This is a genomic window from Polaribacter sp. Hel_I_88, from assembly GCF_000687935.1.
Lineage (GTDB): Bacteria > Bacteroidota > Bacteroidia > Flavobacteriales > Flavobacteriaceae > Polaribacter.
This window is the reverse complement of record NZ_JHZZ01000001.1, coordinates 1,952,720-1,967,897: the sequence shown is the minus strand read 5'-3', so window position 1 is coordinate 1,967,897 and position 15,178 is coordinate 1,952,720. Positions and strand designations below refer to the sequence as shown.

The following is a 15,178-nucleotide window of genomic DNA, read 5'->3' as shown; positions in this document are numbered from 1 at the left end:
AGGTTTATAGATTTAGCCTCATTACTACGAAATAATAAATATCAACTTTAAAAGAGAAGATTAAAGTTAAACAAAAACTCACTGTTTTGAATCATTTTTTTAACAGTGAGTTTTCCTTAATTTTTACTCGTTAATTCTTAAATTTAAGCAATTTAGAACGCCCTTTTTTGAATATTTTATTACTAGCGTGTTTCCCTTTTCTTAATTCTTTTTGCGTTTCATAAGGCAATTGAATTATTTCTTGGCAAGTTGTAGAACAAGTATTTTCCATCTTCTCTGAACAGGCATCACACTGTATAAATAGTAAATGACAACCTTCATTAGCGCAATTTGTGTGTGTATCACAAGGTTTTCCACATTGATGACAGTTGGAAATTACATCTTCTGTAATTTTTTCTGCTCTTCTATGATCGAACACAAAATTTTTACCAATAAATTTATTTTCAATATTTTCTTCATTTACTTGACGTGTGTATTCTATAATACCACCTTCAAGTTGAAAAACGTTTTTAAAACCTTTATGTTTATAGTAAGCAGAAGCTTTTTCGCATCGAATTCCACCTGTACAATACATCAACAAATTTTTGTCTTCTTTGTTGTCTTTTAAATCAGCCTCTATAATATCTAAAGAATCACGAAAGGTATCAACATCTGGAGTTACAGCTCCATCAAAATGCCCGATTTCACTTTCATAATGGTTTCGCATATCTACACAAACAGTATCAGGATTTGCTAACATTTCATTGAATTCTTTTGCGTTTAGATGCACACCTTTGTTGGTAACATCAAACGTTTCATCATTTAAACCATCTGCAACAATTTTGTCTCTTACTTTTACTTTTAGTTTTAAAAACGATTTATTGTCTTGCTCTATAGCAACATTCAAACGAATATCTTTTAAAAAGGAAATAGCATCTAGTTGTTCTTTTAGCGCATAAAAATTTTCTGAGGGTACAGAAAGTTGAGCATTAATCCCTTCGTAAGAAACGTAAATTCTACCCAAAACATCTAAAGGATTCCATTCTAGGAACAACTTATTTCTAAATAATTGTGGATTTTCTATTTTGTGATATTGATAAAAAGAAATGGTAAGTCTGTCTTTACCAGCTTTATCAATTAATTCTGCGCGTTCAATGGCGCTTAACTTATTGTACAGTTGCATGCTATACTAATTTTAGTTTATGATTAATAATAAGAATGCAAAATTACAATTTTTATCTTTTTTTGATACGAATTATACGAGTTTTCAAAGAAAATTACTAAAAAGCAATAAAAACTCGTCTTTGCGAATCAATTAAGAACTGACCCAATTTATAGAAGCAAAACTCATAAACTAATTTCCAACAAAAATTAAAACTTTATGTGATTTCTCCCAAAAGGTCTAAAAAACAAAAGTGTGTGATGATAGTTTTAACGTGTATTTTTGAATATCAGCTTTTAGATTTCGTAGATTCAAAAAGCCAACAAACTAGTCTAGCCCAGATTAAAGCCTTTCGACTGCGCTCAAAACAGGCTAATGTTTGAGCTCTTTTTTTATGCTGAACTCGATTCAGTATCTGTTGGCTATAATTAAATTTGTTCTAAATATGAACGGATGCCGAAATAAATTCAGCATAAAAAAAAGCGAGTGCTGAAAGCTGGAAATAGCTCCAAATAATAATTATAATGATAAAATTATATCAACTTGTTAAATTTTAAACAACAGGAATTATATTGGTAAATATTTATTAAAATAATGGTCATATTTTTATTTGTCCTCATATTTGCACACGAGAAAACGCTTTTTTAGTTTTTCTCAAAAAAAATAAATTGTTTTTTCTGTAAAAACAGAAATATAAAAAATACTAAATATAAAAGCAATGAAAGTAGCTGTAGTTGGTGCAACTGGAATGGTTGGCACAGTAATGTTGAGAGTTTTAGAAGAGCGTAATTTACCAATCACAGAGTTTATTCCTGTAGCTTCTGCAAGATCTGCTGGAAAAAAATTATTATACAAAGGAAAAGAATTTACCATTGTAACTTTAGAAGACGCTGTAAAAATGCAACCAGATATTGCTTTATTTTCTGCTGGTGGAGAAACCTCTTTAACATGGGCACCAAAATTTGCGGAAGTTGGCACAACTGTTATCGATAATTCTTCTGCTTGGAGAATGGATGCAGACAAAAAATTGGTTGTTCCAGAAATTAACGGTGATGTTTTAACTGCGGATGACAAAATTATTGCAAATCCAAACTGTTCTACAATTCAATTGGTAATGGCTTTGGCGCCTTTGCATGCAAAATACAAAATGAAACGTTTGGTGGTTTCTACCTATCAGTCTGTTTCTGGAACTGGTGTAAAAGCGGTTCAGCAATTGGATAATGAAGAAGCTGGCATTGATGGAGAAATGGCATATCCTCATAAGATTGGTAGAAATGCTTTGCCTCATTGTGATATTTTTCTTGAAAACGGTTACACAAAAGAGGAAATGAAATTGGTAAAAGAACCTAAGAAAATTTTACGCGACGATTCCTTTTCAGTTACTGCAACTGCTGTTAGAATTCCTACTGCTGGTGGGCATTCTGAAGCTGTAAACGTACAATTTCATAACGATTTTGATTTGACTGAAGTTCGTCAACTTTTAAATGATTTTCCTGGAGTTGTTGTACAAGATGATTTGGCAAATAACGTATATCCAATGCCCATAAATGCCCATGACAAAGATGAAGTTTTTGTTGGACGAATTAGAAGAGACGAATCTCAAGAAAAAACCTTAAATTTGTGGATAGTTGCAGATAACTTACGCAAAGGTGCTGCAACAAACACAGTTCAAATAGCTGAATATTTAATTGCAAAGAATTTAGTTTAAACATATTTATGGCAGATTTTCACAAAATACATATCAAAGAAGTTAAAAAAGAAACCGCAAACGCGGTTTCTGTATTATTTGACATTCCTACAAACTTAAAAGAGGAGTTTAGTTTTACAGCTGGTCAATACATTACCATACAAACAACAATTAATGGCGAAGAAGTTCGAAGAGCATATTCTATTTGTTCTACTCCAAAAAGTGGCGATATTAGAGTAGCTATCAAAACTGTAGACAATGGCATGTTTTCTACCTATGCAACTTCTGTTTTAAAAGCAGGCGATGAAATTGAAATTACAGCTCCTGAAGGGCGCTTTTTGTTAAATGCTGAACCCAAAAAAAACTATATTGCTTTTGCTGCTGGTTCTGGAATTACACCAATTTTATCGATGGTAAAAACAGTTTTAGAAAGTGAACCAAAATCGAATTTTACATTGGTTTATGGAAATAAAACTGCTGCTGACACTATTTTTTATGACGAATTAAATGCGTTGAAAGAGTCTTTTCCAAACAACTTTAAATTGCATTATATTTTTAGTAGAGAGGAAGTTAAAAATCAATTAAGAGGTAGAATTGATAAAAGTGTTACCAATTATTTTGTAAAAAACATGTACAAAGAAACCACTTTTGATGCCGCTTTTTTATGTGGCCCAGAAGAAATGATTCATGAGGTTTCTAGCACTTTAGAAAGCAACAAAATTGATAAAGAAAATATTCATTTTGAGCTGTTTACGGTTTCTGTTGATGAAGAAGCTTTGGCTGAAGTAAAAGAAGGAACTACACAAATAACAGTATTGTTAGATGATGAAGAAACTACGTTTACAATGCAACAAACTGATGATATTTTGGCAGCAACTTTGCGCAATAATTTAGATGCTCCTTATTCTTGTCAAGGTGGTGTTTGTAGTTCTTGTTTGTGTAAAGTTACTGATGGAAAAGCTGTAATGGTTAAGAACTCAATATTAACAGACAGTGAAGTTGAAGAAGGTTTTGTTTTAGCTTGCCAAGCACACCCAACAACCCCAACAATTTCTATTGATTTTGATGATGTTTAGAAGTTAGGAATTGTTTATTTGTGTACCTGTTTAATTGTAAAAATTAAACCTATAGATAAACATCAAAATAAAATTTATAAAGGATGTTTTTCACATCCTTTTTTTATTCTTCAAACAAAAAGCAGTATTTTTAAACTATGGATATTTACGATTTCAAAAATGCTTTACTAATTGGTTTTTTCATGGCTTTTATGATTGGCCCTGTTTTTTTTATGCTGATACAAACCAGTATTTTAAAAGGTGCAAAAGCTGCTATTATTTTTGATTTAGGTGTAATTTTCGGAGATATTTCCTTTATTTTAATCGCTTATTATGGCAGTAGATCTTTGTTAGAAAAAATAAAAGACGACCCAAGATTGTTTTTTATTGGCGGTTTGGTTTTAATTATTTACGGTTTAATCAGCTATTTTGATAGGGCAAATAAAAAGCAAGATATAGCATCTGCCAAAGCTATTGAAGTACCAATTGTGCAAAATAATTATCTGAAATTATTTTTTAAAGGCTATTTTTTAAATTTTATAAATATTGGCGTTTTAGCTTTTTGGTTAGGCACAGTTTTAGTAATTGGCCCAACTTTAAATATGGATCAAAATGCTATTTTCTGGTATTTTGCAACCATTATTCTCGGTTATTTTATAACAGATTTAGGCAAAATATTTTTAGCAAAACAGCTTAAAAGTAAAATGACACCTGCTGTTATTTATCGCGTAAAAAAAGTAATGGGCATTATTTTAATTGTTTGTGGAGTTTATTTAATGTTAATGGGTTTTATCCCAAAGGAAAAAATAAATGAATTTATTAGTTAAAAAAAGCAAACCAATACTTATTTAATTTTCCCAATTGTTAAAAGCTCTTTCCATTGTGTGGTAAATCTTGGGCTTCTGTGTTCTTTAATCAAAGCCCATTCACTTTCTCTGTTACCAACAGAGGCTAATTTTACTTTATTTTTACCAAACTTACTGTTTAAAGCATCAATTGCTTTTGTGAGTTTTTTACTTTCGCTTTTTTGCTCTTGATAAAATAAGTTGGTTTGAATTTCTGAATCTGGTACTAAACCAAATAAATGAACACCTACTTTTTTATAGCGATATCCTTGTATAAAAATTTGCCTTAATCCTTTAATAGCTTCTTGTGTTAACTTAATTGTACTATTGGTAGGCATCTCTAAAGTGATGATAATTTTCTTATAATATTGATGATCTGTATTGCTAAAACTATTGGTTTGTAAAAAAACTTCTAAATAAGTAGCAGCCGAGTTTTGTTGACGCAATAAATCTGCAACTTCTGCTACATAATAACTAGTTGCTTCTTCAATTAAACTGTATTCTGTGAGTTTATAACCAAAAGATTTTGCAGTGCCAATTCCTTTTTTGGTGGCAATTTCAACTTCCATTGTGTGGCAAGGAAAATTATTGAGTTCTCTCCATAAACGCTCACCAACTACTGTCATTTCTTTGCGAACCCAAGCTAAATTAGTTTCAGCAAAATCTAACGCTGTTTTTGCTCCCGTTTTTTCTACGCGAATTGTATGTTTACGTCCAATTCCCCAAATATCTTTAACGCTATTATTTTGTAATAAAAACCTTCTTTTTTCTTCGGAATCAATTACATAAACTCCATTATTTGCTGGAATTTTCTTGGCATATTTATTCGCCATTTTTGAGAGCGATTTTGTTTTGGCAACTCCTACTCCAACCGGAATTCCTGTATTTTTATGCACAGTTTCTTTAATTTTATGTGCAATTTCTTCTAGTTCATCCACATCAAAATGAGATAAATCTACAAAACTTTCATCTATACTATATTCCTCTACAATTGGCGAAAATTCTCGTAAAGTATCCATTACTCTTTGAGATAAATCTGCATATAAGGTATAGTTGGATGAAAAACAGGTAACATTATTTGCTTTTAAAACTTCTTTAATTTTAAAAACAGGTTGAAACATTGGGATGTGTGCCAACGCTTTTGCTTCTTTGTTGGCAGCAATTACACAACCATCATTATTGCTTAAAACCACCACAGGTTTTCCTTGTAAATCAGGTCTAAAAACCTGCTCACAAGAAGCATAAAAACTGTTACAATCTACTAAAGCAATCATAAAACAGATTTTATAACATAGGTAATAACTCCCCAAAGTTGAATTTCTTCTTTCGAGTTTGTATCAATTCTTTCAATTTGAAAAGCGTCTTGTTTTACAACAACTGCCAATTGGTTATTTTTTGGAGTTAATGATTTGTCTACGATTAGAACATCGTTCTCTAAAATATCAAAATCTTGAAAGCTATTATCGATAACCCTTACGTAAAAAGTTGCTGACGGATTTGTAATTAATTCAGCATTTAAATCGATTCTTGGTTCTGTGTAATGTGTTGCAGGACTAGAGAAACCCGTCTGTTTTGGACGCGCAACTCTATAGCTTTTTTTAGACTTTTCTACTAAATTTACCTTACCTGATTTCACACTTTAAAATTACAAGAAAAAGCAATTGGTAAATGTTAATATTAAAAGAACTAATTAACAATTTTCAATGTTTTGAAAATCAATATTTTATAAAATTGAAAAATGAAACCGTTAAAAAAACAACGGAATTACAAATTGATAATACAAGATTAACAAAACAACTGCAATGATATTTAAGAAAATACCTGCTTTTACCATTTCGTTTACTTTTACATAACCACTTGCAAAAACAATGGCATTTGGAGGCGTTGCCATTGGCAACATAAATGCACAACTACTTGCCATGGTTACAGGAATTAACAAGTTTAAAATCGGAATATTTAATCCAACTGCAATCCCTGCAACCACTGGCGCCAAAACAGCAACCAAGGCAACATTACTCATTAATTCTGTCATAAACAACATCAAAATAATTAATAGCGAAACTGTGAATAGAATGTTGAAATTTCCTGTTGCAATTGTATCTGTAATTAAAGCTACAATTCCACTGGAATCCATTCCTTTTGCAAGTGCCAAACCTCCTCCAAAAAGCAGTAATATTCCCCAAGCTAATTTTTGAGTATCATTCCATTCTAAAATAAAATTCCCTTTTTTAAAGTTCATAGGAATTGCAAATAAAGAAACTGCCCCAATTAAACTAATTATAGTATCTGATAATTTTAATTCTGGCAAAATAGAATTGATAATGGTTCTTGTAATCCATAAAAAAACGGTAATTCCAAAAATGGTTAACACTCTTTTTTCTTCTTTGGATATTTTTCCCAACTTTTTAATTTCTTCTGATATTAAGTTTGCAGAAGATGTAAACACAATTTCTTTACAAGGAAACATCCATTTTACCAGCACTAAATAAACGGCAATAATCATTAATATTGAAAATGGTAAACCAAAACTCATCCACGTTAAAAAAGAGATTTGTATGTTATATTGATTTTCTAACAATCCTATTAAAACTGAATTTGGTGGTGTTCCAATAACGGTGGCAATTCCACCTGCATTTGCGCCAAAAGCGATTCCCAACATAATGCTTAATGCAAAATTTTTATCGCCTTTTGTAAATCCATCTTCATCTTTTATCAGCAATCGAATTACAGAAATTGCAATGGGCAACATGACAACTGTAGATGCTGTATTGCTAATCCACATGCTCATAAAAGCAGTTGCCAGCATAAAACCTAACACAACTTTTTCTGGAGTTGTGCCTGTAAGTTTTACAATATTTAATGCGATTCTTTTATGCAGATTCACTTTCTCTAAAGCCAAAGCCAACACAAAACCACCAAAGAATAAAAAGATAATTGGACTTCCATAGTTTGCACCAACATCTGCAATATCCATTATTTTTAATAATGGGAATAAAATTAATGGTAACAGAGCTGTCACTGCAATATTTACGGTTTCTGTAATCCACCAAATAACCATCCAAATGGCAACTGCAATTACTGCATCTGCTTTTTCTGAAATTAATGTTAATGGTAAAAACTGGATTAAGAAAAATAATATTGGACCTAGAAGTAAACCTAATCTTTTGGTTGGTTGCATTTTTGGTTAATTGGTTAAGTTGGTGCAAAATACTAAAAAGTAACCTTAAAATTACCGCTCTAAAATTATAATAATGAAAATCAATTTCTAATTATTAAAAAACGATTATCCTGCAAGGTTTTTTTTAACCTTGTAGGTATTTCAATCTAATCCTCTTTTTGGAATTATACCTACAAGGTTTTTGAAACCTTGCAGGAAGAATGAAGTAAATTTTTTCGAAATTAGATTTAAAAACTCCAAAAAACATCTCGATACAAATTTGATGAAAAATCAAATTCACTCGATGTGACAATTCTCTTTTAAAAATGCTGAAAATTCGCGTTAAGGATTGAAACGACATCCTTTTTTGTTTTTCTCAAAAAAGATATAGTGGAAAGCCTGTTAAAACGCCCAAATAAAAAAAGATTCTTCCTTAATGACAAACTGTGTGGAAATTGTATTCTTTAGAATTATTTAGAAAAACAAAAAACCTTTCCAAGTTAATGGAAAGGTTTTAACATTTTATGAGATTTCTCAATCGCCTAAAAAGGCTCATTTCGAAATGACAAATCTAATTTTTAGCCACTAATTGCTAACGACTAAAACTCTAAATACTAATATCTATAATGCTCTGGCTTAAAAGGACCTGCTTGAGTTACACCAATATAATCTGCTTGGTCTTTGCTCAATTCTGTTAATTCTACGCCTATTTTTGCCAAATGTAAAAATGCTACTTTTTCATCTAAATGTTTTGGTAACATGTATACTTTATTTTCATAAGCATCTGCGTTGTTCCACAATTCCATTTGCGCCAAAGTTTGGTTTGTAAATGAGTTACTCATTACAAAACTTGGGTGACCAGTTGCACATCCTAAATTTACCAAACGACCTTCTGCCAATAAAATAATATCTTTTCCGTTGATGTTATATTTATCTACTTGTGGCTTGATTTCTACTTTTTCACTGTTTTTGTTTAAATAAGGAACATCAATTTCATTGTCAAAATGACCAATGTTTGCAACAATAACTTTGTCTTTCATTGCTTCAAAATGCTCTCCTCTAACTATTCCTTTGTTTCCTGTAGTGGTAATAATAATATCTGAAGTTGCCACAACAGTTTCTAATTTCTTAACTTCAAAACCGTCCATGGCAGCTTGTAATGCACAAATAGGATCGATTTCTGTAACAGTAACGATTGAACCTGCTCCTTTAAAAGAAGCTGCTGTTCCTTTACCAACATCTCCATAACCACAAACAGTTACACGTTTTCCTGCTAACATAATATCTGTTGCTCTACGAATTGCATCTACTGCAGATTCTTTACAACCATATTTATTATCGAATTTAGATTTTGTAACAGAATCGTTAATATTAATTGCTGGCATTGGCAATGTTCCGTTTTTTACTCTTTCGTATAATCTGTGAACTCCAGTTGTAGTTTCTTCTGATAAACCATTAATTCCTGCAGCCAATTCTGGATAACGATCTAAAACCATGTTGGTTAAATCTCCTCCATCATCTAAAATCATATTTAATGGTTTTCTATCTTCACCAAAAAATAAGGTTTGCTCAATACACCAATCAAACTCCTCTTCATTCATTCCTTTCCAAGCATACACTGGTGTTCCTGCAGCAGCAACTGCAGCAGCAGCTTGGTCTTGTGTAGAAAAAATATTACAAGAACTCCAAGTAACCTCTGCACCTAAAGCTTGTAACGTTTCAATTAAAATAGCAGTTTGAATTGTCATGTGTAAACATCCTGCAATTCTTGCGCCTTTTAAAGGTTGCGAATCTCCATATTCTTCTCTTAAAGACATTAATCCTGGCATTTCTGCTTCTGCCAAATCCATTTCTTTTCTTCCCCAATCTGCTAGAGAAATATCTTTTACTTTGTAAGGTACGTACGCTGTTTTTGTGCTCATATTTTGTATATTTATAATCTATTTTTTGCGACTGCAAAGTTACAACATAGAAATTAAAAATTATGGGTCTTTACAAAACATTAACTATCAGCTCAAAAACCAAAGTTTTTATTTGGAAAATTGAGGAAACTATAGCCGAATTAAAAACTGGGATTTCACTTACTGAAAGTAATGAAGCTCGTTTTAATTCTATGAAATCTGATGTACATCAAAAAGGTTTTTTGAGCATAAGACATTTATTGAAAGAAATCAATTTAACAGATGCTGATTTGATTTATGATGAATTTGGAAAACCTCATCTCAATAATAACCGATTTATTTCTATCACACATTCTTTTAATTTTACTGCCATTATATATTCTACAGAAACCGAAGTTGGTATTGATATTGAAAAACAGCGTGATAAAATCTTAAAAATCGCACATAAATTTACACCTTTTAAGGAATACAAAACCATTGCAAATCATGATGCTTTAATTAGCAAATTAACCATTGTTTGGGGAGCAAAAGAGAGTTTATATAAAATTTATGGGAAGAAAAAACTACTTTTTCTACATCATATTTATGTTGCCGATTTTAAATTTGCTGATGCAAAAACTACTGGAGAAATTCGTTTTGATGGAGAAACTACTGCTTATAGTGTTGAATTTTTGGAATTTGAAGGATTTACTTGTGTGTTTGCTTTTTGATTATTCAAGGTTTAAAATTTCGGATTCAAGATTGAGTTTTCAATCATAATGAAATCTACATTTTGCTATTAAGATTTCATTTTCTCTATATTGATAAATTAAACGATGTTCACTATCAATTCTTCTCGACCAAAAACCAGCATATTTATGTTTTAAAGGTTCAGGTTTTCCAATTCCGTCAAAAGGGTTTCTAGCAATATCTTTTAATAGTTCATTTATTTTTTTGACTTTCTTTTTATCGGTTTTTTGCCAATATAAATAGTCTTCCCAAGATTCATCAACGAAAATATATTTCATATTAATCTTGAATTAAATCTTTTTCGAAAGTTGCATTATTTTTAAGTTTATCAATCGCTGAATCTAATCGTAATTCATTTTTTCTAGAGGACAATTCGTGATTTGTTGCCATTAAGGAATTGTATTCCTGCAAAGACATTACTACAATACCTGAGTCTTTACCTCGATTTATAAGCAAAGTTTCAAAGTTTTTGACAACATTATTTAAATAGGTTTTCATATCTTTTCTAAAATCTGAAACAGTTGTAATTTGCATAATTTTGTATTTTAATATGTACAAATATACGTACAAAATATATTTTTTTACAACTTTTTAAGAGTATTATAATAATTATCATTTTAAATATTTTAAGAAAACTGTGTTTAATGAAATTCTAAAATGATAAAAACAAAATATCTCCTTACTTTTGAAGTTCCAACATTCACAAATTAAATGACAGAAATTTTCGATTTCTTTTTTGGTCAATATAAAGAATACTCTGTAATAGATATAACTTTAGAAATTATTGCTGTACTATTTGGTTTTTTATCAGTTTGGTTTTCTAAACAAAATAAAATTTGGGTTTTCCCAACAGGAATGATCAGCACAAGTATCTTTGTGTATCTCCTTTTAAAATGGGAACTTTTAGGCGATATGATGATAAATGCCTACTATTTTATCATGAGTATTTATGGCTGGTATATTTGGACTCGTAAAGTAGATGAAATTCGAGTAACTCCAATTTCTAAAACCACAAAAAAAGAACATAAAATTGCTATTTTAATCTTCTTAGCAACTATTCTCTTTGTGTATTTTGTGTATATTTATTTTGATAAATGGACTTCTTGGGTTGCTTATGTTGATACTTTTACTACAGCAATTTTCTTTGTAGGGATGTGGTTAATGGCAAAACGAAAAGTAGAAAACTGGCTTTTTTGGATTGTAGGAGACATCATTTCTATACCTTTATATTTTTATAAAGGATTTACATTTACAAGCCTACAATATTTAGGATTTACATTTATTGCCATATTTGGCTATTTAGCATGGAAAAAAAGCTTAGACAAAAACCTATCAACCTCGTAAAAGTTGTTTTATTTGGACCAGAATCTACAGGAAAAACAACACTTTCTAAACAATTAGCTCGTTATTACAATACTGTTTGGGCACCAGAATTTGCACGCGATTATTTACAAAAAAAATGGAATAACGAACGTAAAACGTGTGAAGCTGAAGATTTAATTCCGATTGCAATTGGACAAATGAAACTGGAAAATAAGTTAGCAAAAAAAGCCGATAAAGTTTTAATTTGCGATACAGATTTGCTTGAAACCAAAGTATATTCAGAAGAATTTTATGGAGGTTTTGTGGATGAAAATTTAAACAAAGCTGCCAAAAAAAATAAATACGATTTATATTTGCTAACGTATATAGATACGCCTTGGGAGGAAGACGATTTAAGAGACAGACCAGAATTGCGTTTAGAAATGTTTAACGCTTTTGAAAACGCTTTAAAAAAACACAATTGCAACTATATTTTATTAAAAGGTGATAAAGAAACACGCTTTAAAAAAGCTACTGAAACCATTGATAAAATTATTAGCGAAAATGAAAACTTGCATTCGTTTTCTGATTCTCTACAAGATTTAGATATGCATTTTTTGCATCAAAATAATGATTTTGGGTCTTCTTTAGACTATTAATACAACACAATATGAGTAAATTATATATAGTACCAACTCCAATTGGCAATTTAGAAGACATGACTTTTAGAGCAATTCGTGTTTTAAAAGAAGTCGATTTTATTTTAGCAGAAGACACAAGAACAAGTGGAAAACTCTTAAAGCATTTTGAGATTGCTACACAAATGCACAGTCATCATATGCACAATGAGCATAAATCGATTACAGGAATCATAAACCGATTAAAAAATGGCGAAACGTGTGCTTTAATTTCTGATGCTGGAACTCCTGCCATTTCTGATCCTGGTTTTTTACTAACCAGAGCTTGTGTAGAAAATAATATTGAAGTAGATTGTTTGCCTGGAGCCACTGCTTTTGTGCCAGCTTTGGTAAATTCTGGTTTGCCAAATGATAAGTTTATTTTTGAAGGTTTTTTACCCGTAAAAAAAGGAAGACAAACACGTTTTTTGCTTTTATCCGAAGAAAAAAGAACGATGATTTTTTACGAATCGCCTCATAAATTAGTGAAAACTTTAGCCCATTTTATAGAGTATTTTGGTGCTGACAGGCAAGTTTCAGTATCTAGAGAACTCACAAAAATGTTCGAAGAAACCATAAGAGGAACTGCTACTGAAGTTTTAGAACATTACACAATTAAACCTCCAAAAGGTGAAATTGTTGTGATTGTTGAAGGGAAGAAATAGGTTTTTTAACTTGAGAATGGTATAATTATCAAGTTCTATGGCTTTCATGGCTATATAAAACCAGAAAACTTAATTAGACTTCGACAAGCTCAGCCAGACATTGTCAGATTAAATTGTTTTTAGAGATAAATAATTATAATTCTGATTACAAAATCCAATAAAAATAACATTTGTCCATCTGAGCTTGTCGAAGATTTTAAAGTTTAGCAAAATGGAAAATCAACTACATAAAGTTTATGAATGAACTTTATGTAGTTGATTTTTACCCTTTAAAGGAAACTTACCTATTATAAAATTATCTCTTTTTAGTAGTAATTATAATAACACCATTTGGAGCATTGTATTTCTTTAATGCTTCTTCTCCTTTTATAACTTGCATTTTATCAATTGTTTCAGTTTTCAGTTCCTCTAAAATATTTTTATCTACGACCTTTCCGTCAACAATTACAATTGGATCGTTTTTACTTTCTATTTTGTAATTCTTTGTTATTGACTCCTCAGAAATTTTAATTAATTCAAAACTTTTTGTTGTAATTAAAATAACTCCATCAGGAGCCTTATATTTTGTTTTTGCATCTGCACCTTTAACAACAAATACGGATTCAATTTTACTTTGATCAATTAATTCCATTGGGAAATCAAAGATCTTTCCATCAACATATATAATTGGTTTTGCGCCTTCTCTTAACTTTACAATAAGTTCTTCTTTTCGATCTTTTTTATCTTTTTCTTTTTGAGCTTGAATTGATGAAATAGTAAAAATCATTATAATTAAAGCAACTGATATTTTTTTCATTGTTTGTTAGTTTTTAATAATTGATAAACTTTGTTAAATTGTTATTTATTCTTTTTTTGTATACACGATTATTAAATCGGTTTCAATAATAATATTGTGGATTGTTTGTTTTACTTCAGCATCTGTAAACATACTTTTTGCTTCCTTTAACAACGCTTCTTTTTCAGCATAACTTAACTCATCTTTATTTAAATTGCCAAAGTACAAGCTAACTAAAAGAAGTATAGATGCAGCAGCAGAGAAAATTCCAATTTTGAGGTTGTTATTTTTAGTTGTTTTCTTTTCAAAAGATTTCCATAATGTATCATTAAAATTAGAAGGTGTTTCTATTTTATTCTCATTTACAAAATCAGCTAAAATCTTTATTTCTGGTTGATTTTCTCCAACATTATAAAACAATTGTTCCTCTTCTTTTAAAGAAGTTTCTCCCTTTTTATATTTTTCGAAAAGATTTTTAATAGTTTCCTCTTTCATAACTATACGTTTTTTCTAATGCTATACTAATCGTTTTTCTCGCTCTTGATAATACTACTCTCACATTTGTTATTTTGAGATTCATAAGGGTTGCTATTTCAGTAAATTCATAACCATCTAAATCTCTCATGATAAAAATTTCTCGCTGTTGTTTTGGTAATTTTTTTAAAATCTCGTTAATAATTTCGTTTAATTCTTGGCTTTCTAAAGGAGAATGTTCATTTGTATCAGATACTAGATTTAAATAAATTTCGCCATCATTTACTAAAATTCGTTTTTTTCTCAAAATATCTAAACAGTAATTACGAGCCGTTAAAAAAACAAAACCTTTTATGTTTGGATGATTTTCGAGCTTTTTTCTTTTCTCCCAGAGTTTTATCATTATTTCTTGAATAGCATCTTCTGCCTTCGTTTTATCGCCCAACAAACGAACAACTAAAGGAAACAAACGTTCTGATAACGAAAAAATAGTAACTTTAAAATCGTTTTTGTTCATTCTATTTATATAACGTAAAAACGTATGGAATTATAACAAAGAAATCGGTTTTATTTAAGATTAAGTAAAAAACTACCTGTACCAGAAAAAAAGTCGAGTAAAATTATTTGACAAGGAAGGTTTCCTAATATTATGTCATTTTTCATCGTTTCTGTTTTTAGGAAATAAATAATAATTATTCTTAATTTCCTTTTCAAATTTCTTAACTTCTTCAATCGTTGCATTTGGATACAATCTTTTATACTGCCAAAGC

17 protein-coding genes are annotated in these 15,178 nt (G+C 30.2%); 7 read left to right on the top strand and 10 right to left on the bottom strand.

Features of this window, described 5'->3' with window-relative positions; translation table 11 throughout:
* Positions 1–130: 130 nt before the first annotated feature.
* Entirely contained in the window at positions 131–1,162 is a 1,032-nt protein-coding gene (locus P161_RS0108825) for a rhodanese-related sulfurtransferase (protein WP_026776647.1), read from the bottom strand.
* Positions 1,163–1,859: 697 nt separating this feature from the next.
* Between P161_RS0108825 and P161_RS0108820 the strand changes: the two genes are divergently transcribed.
* The 3 genes from P161_RS0108820 to P161_RS0108810 all read left to right on the top strand — a co-directional run bounded on the left by P161_RS0108820 (position 1,860) and on the right by P161_RS0108810 (position 4,710).
* Complete coding sequence (locus tag P161_RS0108820; RefSeq protein WP_026776646.1) at positions 1,860–2,849, top strand: aspartate-semialdehyde dehydrogenase; 990 nt, start codon at positions 1,860–1,862, stop codon at positions 2,847–2,849.
* 8 nt (positions 2,850–2,857) lie between these two features.
* Positions 2,858–3,904 carry a ferredoxin--NADP reductase gene (locus P161_RS0108815; protein ID WP_026776645.1) on the top strand — a complete coding sequence of 349 codons (1,047 nt, stop codon included), beginning with the start codon at positions 2,858–2,860 and terminating at the stop codon, positions 3,902–3,904.
* Between the two features lie 137 nt (positions 3,905–4,041).
* Complete coding sequence (locus tag P161_RS0108810; RefSeq protein WP_026776644.1) at positions 4,042–4,710, top strand: LysE family translocator; 669 nt, start codon at positions 4,042–4,044, stop codon at positions 4,708–4,710.
* A gap of 17 nt (positions 4,711–4,727) precedes the next feature.
* Here the strand turns inward: P161_RS0108810 and P161_RS0108805 are convergent, their stop codons facing one another.
* The 4 genes from P161_RS0108805 to ahcY all read right to left on the bottom strand — a co-directional run bounded on the left by P161_RS0108805 (position 4,728) and on the right by ahcY (position 9,807).
* On the bottom strand, positions 4,728–6,002 hold the full coding sequence (locus tag P161_RS0108805) for a Y-family DNA polymerase (RefSeq protein WP_026776643.1): 1,275 nt from the start codon (positions 6,000–6,002) through the stop codon (positions 4,728–4,730).
* Positions 5,999–6,364: a S24 family peptidase gene (locus P161_RS0108800; RefSeq protein ID WP_026776642.1), complete on the bottom strand. Its 366-nt coding sequence runs from the start codon at positions 6,362–6,364 to the stop codon at positions 5,999–6,001. The genes P161_RS0108805 and P161_RS0108800 overlap by 4 nt, the downstream gene beginning before the upstream one ends.
* A gap of 111 nt (positions 6,365–6,475) precedes the next feature.
* Positions 6,476–7,906, bottom strand: coding sequence for a DASS family sodium-coupled anion symporter (locus P161_RS0108795; RefSeq protein ID WP_026776641.1), 1,431 nt, complete (start codon positions 7,904–7,906; stop codon positions 6,476–6,478).
* A 593-nt stretch (positions 7,907–8,499) separates the two neighbouring features.
* Positions 8,500–9,807 carry an adenosylhomocysteinase gene (gene ahcY / locus P161_RS0108790; protein ID WP_026776640.1) on the bottom strand — a complete coding sequence of 436 codons (1,308 nt, stop codon included), beginning with the start codon at positions 9,805–9,807 and terminating at the stop codon, positions 8,500–8,502.
* A gap of 62 nt (positions 9,808–9,869) precedes the next feature.
* Here ahcY and P161_RS0108785 point away from each other — a divergent pair, with 62 nt between their 5' ends.
* A complete protein-coding gene (locus P161_RS0108785) occupies positions 9,870–10,496 on the top strand; it encodes a 4'-phosphopantetheinyl transferase superfamily protein (protein WP_026776639.1) in 627 nt (208 codons plus the stop codon).
* A gap of 39 nt (positions 10,497–10,535) precedes the next feature.
* Here P161_RS0108785 and P161_RS0108780 read toward each other — a convergent pair whose 3' ends face one another.
* Positions 10,536–10,793, bottom strand: a complete 258-nt coding sequence (locus tag P161_RS0108780; protein ID WP_026776638.1) for a Txe/YoeB family addiction module toxin — start codon at positions 10,791–10,793, stop codon at positions 10,536–10,538.
* 1 nt (position 10,794) lies between these two features.
* A complete protein-coding gene (locus tag P161_RS0108775) occupies positions 10,795–11,049 on the bottom strand; it encodes a type II toxin-antitoxin system Phd/YefM family antitoxin (protein ID WP_026776637.1) in 255 nt (84 codons plus the stop codon).
* Between the two features lie 177 nt (positions 11,050–11,226).
* Here P161_RS0108775 and pnuC point away from each other — a divergent pair, with 177 nt between their 5' ends.
* Genes pnuC through rsmI form a run of 3 tightly spaced genes read left to right on the top strand, consistent with a single transcriptional unit; the run spans position 11,227 to position 13,159 of the window.
* Complete coding sequence (gene pnuC / locus P161_RS0108770) at positions 11,227–11,859, top strand: nicotinamide riboside transporter PnuC (protein WP_026776636.1); 633 nt, start codon at positions 11,227–11,229, stop codon at positions 11,857–11,859.
* Entirely contained in the window at positions 11,820–12,476 is a 657-nt protein-coding gene (locus P161_RS0108765) for an AAA family ATPase (RefSeq protein ID WP_026776635.1), read from the top strand. Before pnuC ends, P161_RS0108765 begins: the two co-directional genes overlap by 40 nt.
* Positions 12,477–12,487: 11 nt before the next feature.
* A complete protein-coding gene (rsmI, locus tag P161_RS0108760; RefSeq protein WP_026776634.1) occupies positions 12,488–13,159 on the top strand; it encodes a 16S rRNA (cytidine(1402)-2'-O)-methyltransferase in 672 nt (223 codons plus the stop codon).
* Between the two features lie 295 nt (positions 13,160–13,454).
* Here the strand turns inward: rsmI and P161_RS0108755 are convergent, their stop codons facing one another.
* The 3 genes from P161_RS0108755 to P161_RS0108745 are packed head-to-tail and all read right to left on the bottom strand — an operon-like array spanning position 13,455 to position 14,925.
* Positions 13,455–13,955, bottom strand: coding sequence for a hypothetical protein (locus P161_RS0108755; RefSeq protein WP_026776633.1), 501 nt, complete (start codon positions 13,953–13,955; stop codon positions 13,455–13,457).
* Between the two features lie 45 nt (positions 13,956–14,000).
* Entirely contained in the window at positions 14,001–14,429 is a 429-nt protein-coding gene (locus P161_RS0108750; protein ID WP_026776632.1) for a hypothetical protein, read from the bottom strand.
* Positions 14,410–14,925 (bottom strand): RNA polymerase sigma factor, encoded by a 516-nt coding sequence (locus P161_RS0108745; RefSeq protein ID WP_026776631.1) that lies wholly within the window; start codon positions 14,923–14,925, stop codon positions 14,410–14,412. The genes P161_RS0108750 and P161_RS0108745 overlap by 20 nt, the downstream gene beginning before the upstream one ends.
* Positions 14,926–15,178 lie beyond the last annotated feature (253 nt).

Coding starts and splice junctions, on each gene's coding strand:
- P161_RS0108755 (WP_026776633.1), bottom strand. CDS start 13,955: ATGAAAAAAATATCAGTTGCTTTAATTATAATGATTTTTACTATTTCA.
- ahcY (WP_026776640.1), bottom strand. CDS start 9,807: ATGAGCACAAAAACAGCGTACGTACCTTACAAAGTAAAAGATATTTCT.
- P161_RS0108815 (WP_026776645.1), top strand. CDS start 2,858: ATGGCAGATTTTCACAAAATACATATCAAAGAAGTTAAAAAAGAAACC.
- P161_RS0108775 (WP_026776637.1), bottom strand. CDS start 11,049: ATGCAAATTACAACTGTTTCAGATTTTAGAAAAGATATGAAAACCTAT.
- P161_RS0108750 (WP_026776632.1), bottom strand. CDS start 14,429: ATGAAAGAGGAAACTATTAAAAATCTTTTCGAAAAATATAAAAAGGGA.
- P161_RS0108810 (WP_026776644.1), top strand. CDS start 4,042: ATGGATATTTACGATTTCAAAAATGCTTTACTAATTGGTTTTTTCATG.
- P161_RS0108825 (WP_026776647.1), bottom strand. CDS start 1,162: ATGCAACTGTACAATAAGTTAAGCGCCATTGAACGCGCAGAATTAATT.
- P161_RS0108785 (WP_026776639.1), top strand. CDS start 9,870: ATGGGTCTTTACAAAACATTAACTATCAGCTCAAAAACCAAAGTTTTT.
- rsmI (WP_026776634.1), top strand. CDS start 12,488: ATGAGTAAATTATATATAGTACCAACTCCAATTGGCAATTTAGAAGAC.
- P161_RS0108820 (WP_026776646.1), top strand. CDS start 1,860: ATGAAAGTAGCTGTAGTTGGTGCAACTGGAATGGTTGGCACAGTAATG.
- pnuC (WP_026776636.1), top strand. CDS start 11,227: ATGACAGAAATTTTCGATTTCTTTTTTGGTCAATATAAAGAATACTCT.
- P161_RS0108765 (WP_026776635.1), top strand. CDS start 11,820: ATGGAAAAAAAGCTTAGACAAAAACCTATCAACCTCGTAAAAGTTGTT.
- P161_RS0108795 (WP_026776641.1), bottom strand. CDS start 7,906: ATGCAACCAACCAAAAGATTAGGTTTACTTCTAGGTCCAATATTATTT.
- P161_RS0108805 (WP_026776643.1), bottom strand. CDS start 6,002: ATGATTGCTTTAGTAGATTGTAACAGTTTTTATGCTTCTTGTGAGCAG.
- P161_RS0108780 (WP_026776638.1), bottom strand. CDS start 10,793: ATGAAATATATTTTCGTTGATGAATCTTGGGAAGACTATTTATATTGG.
- P161_RS0108745 (WP_026776631.1), bottom strand. CDS start 14,925: ATGAACAAAAACGATTTTAAAGTTACTATTTTTTCGTTATCAGAACGT.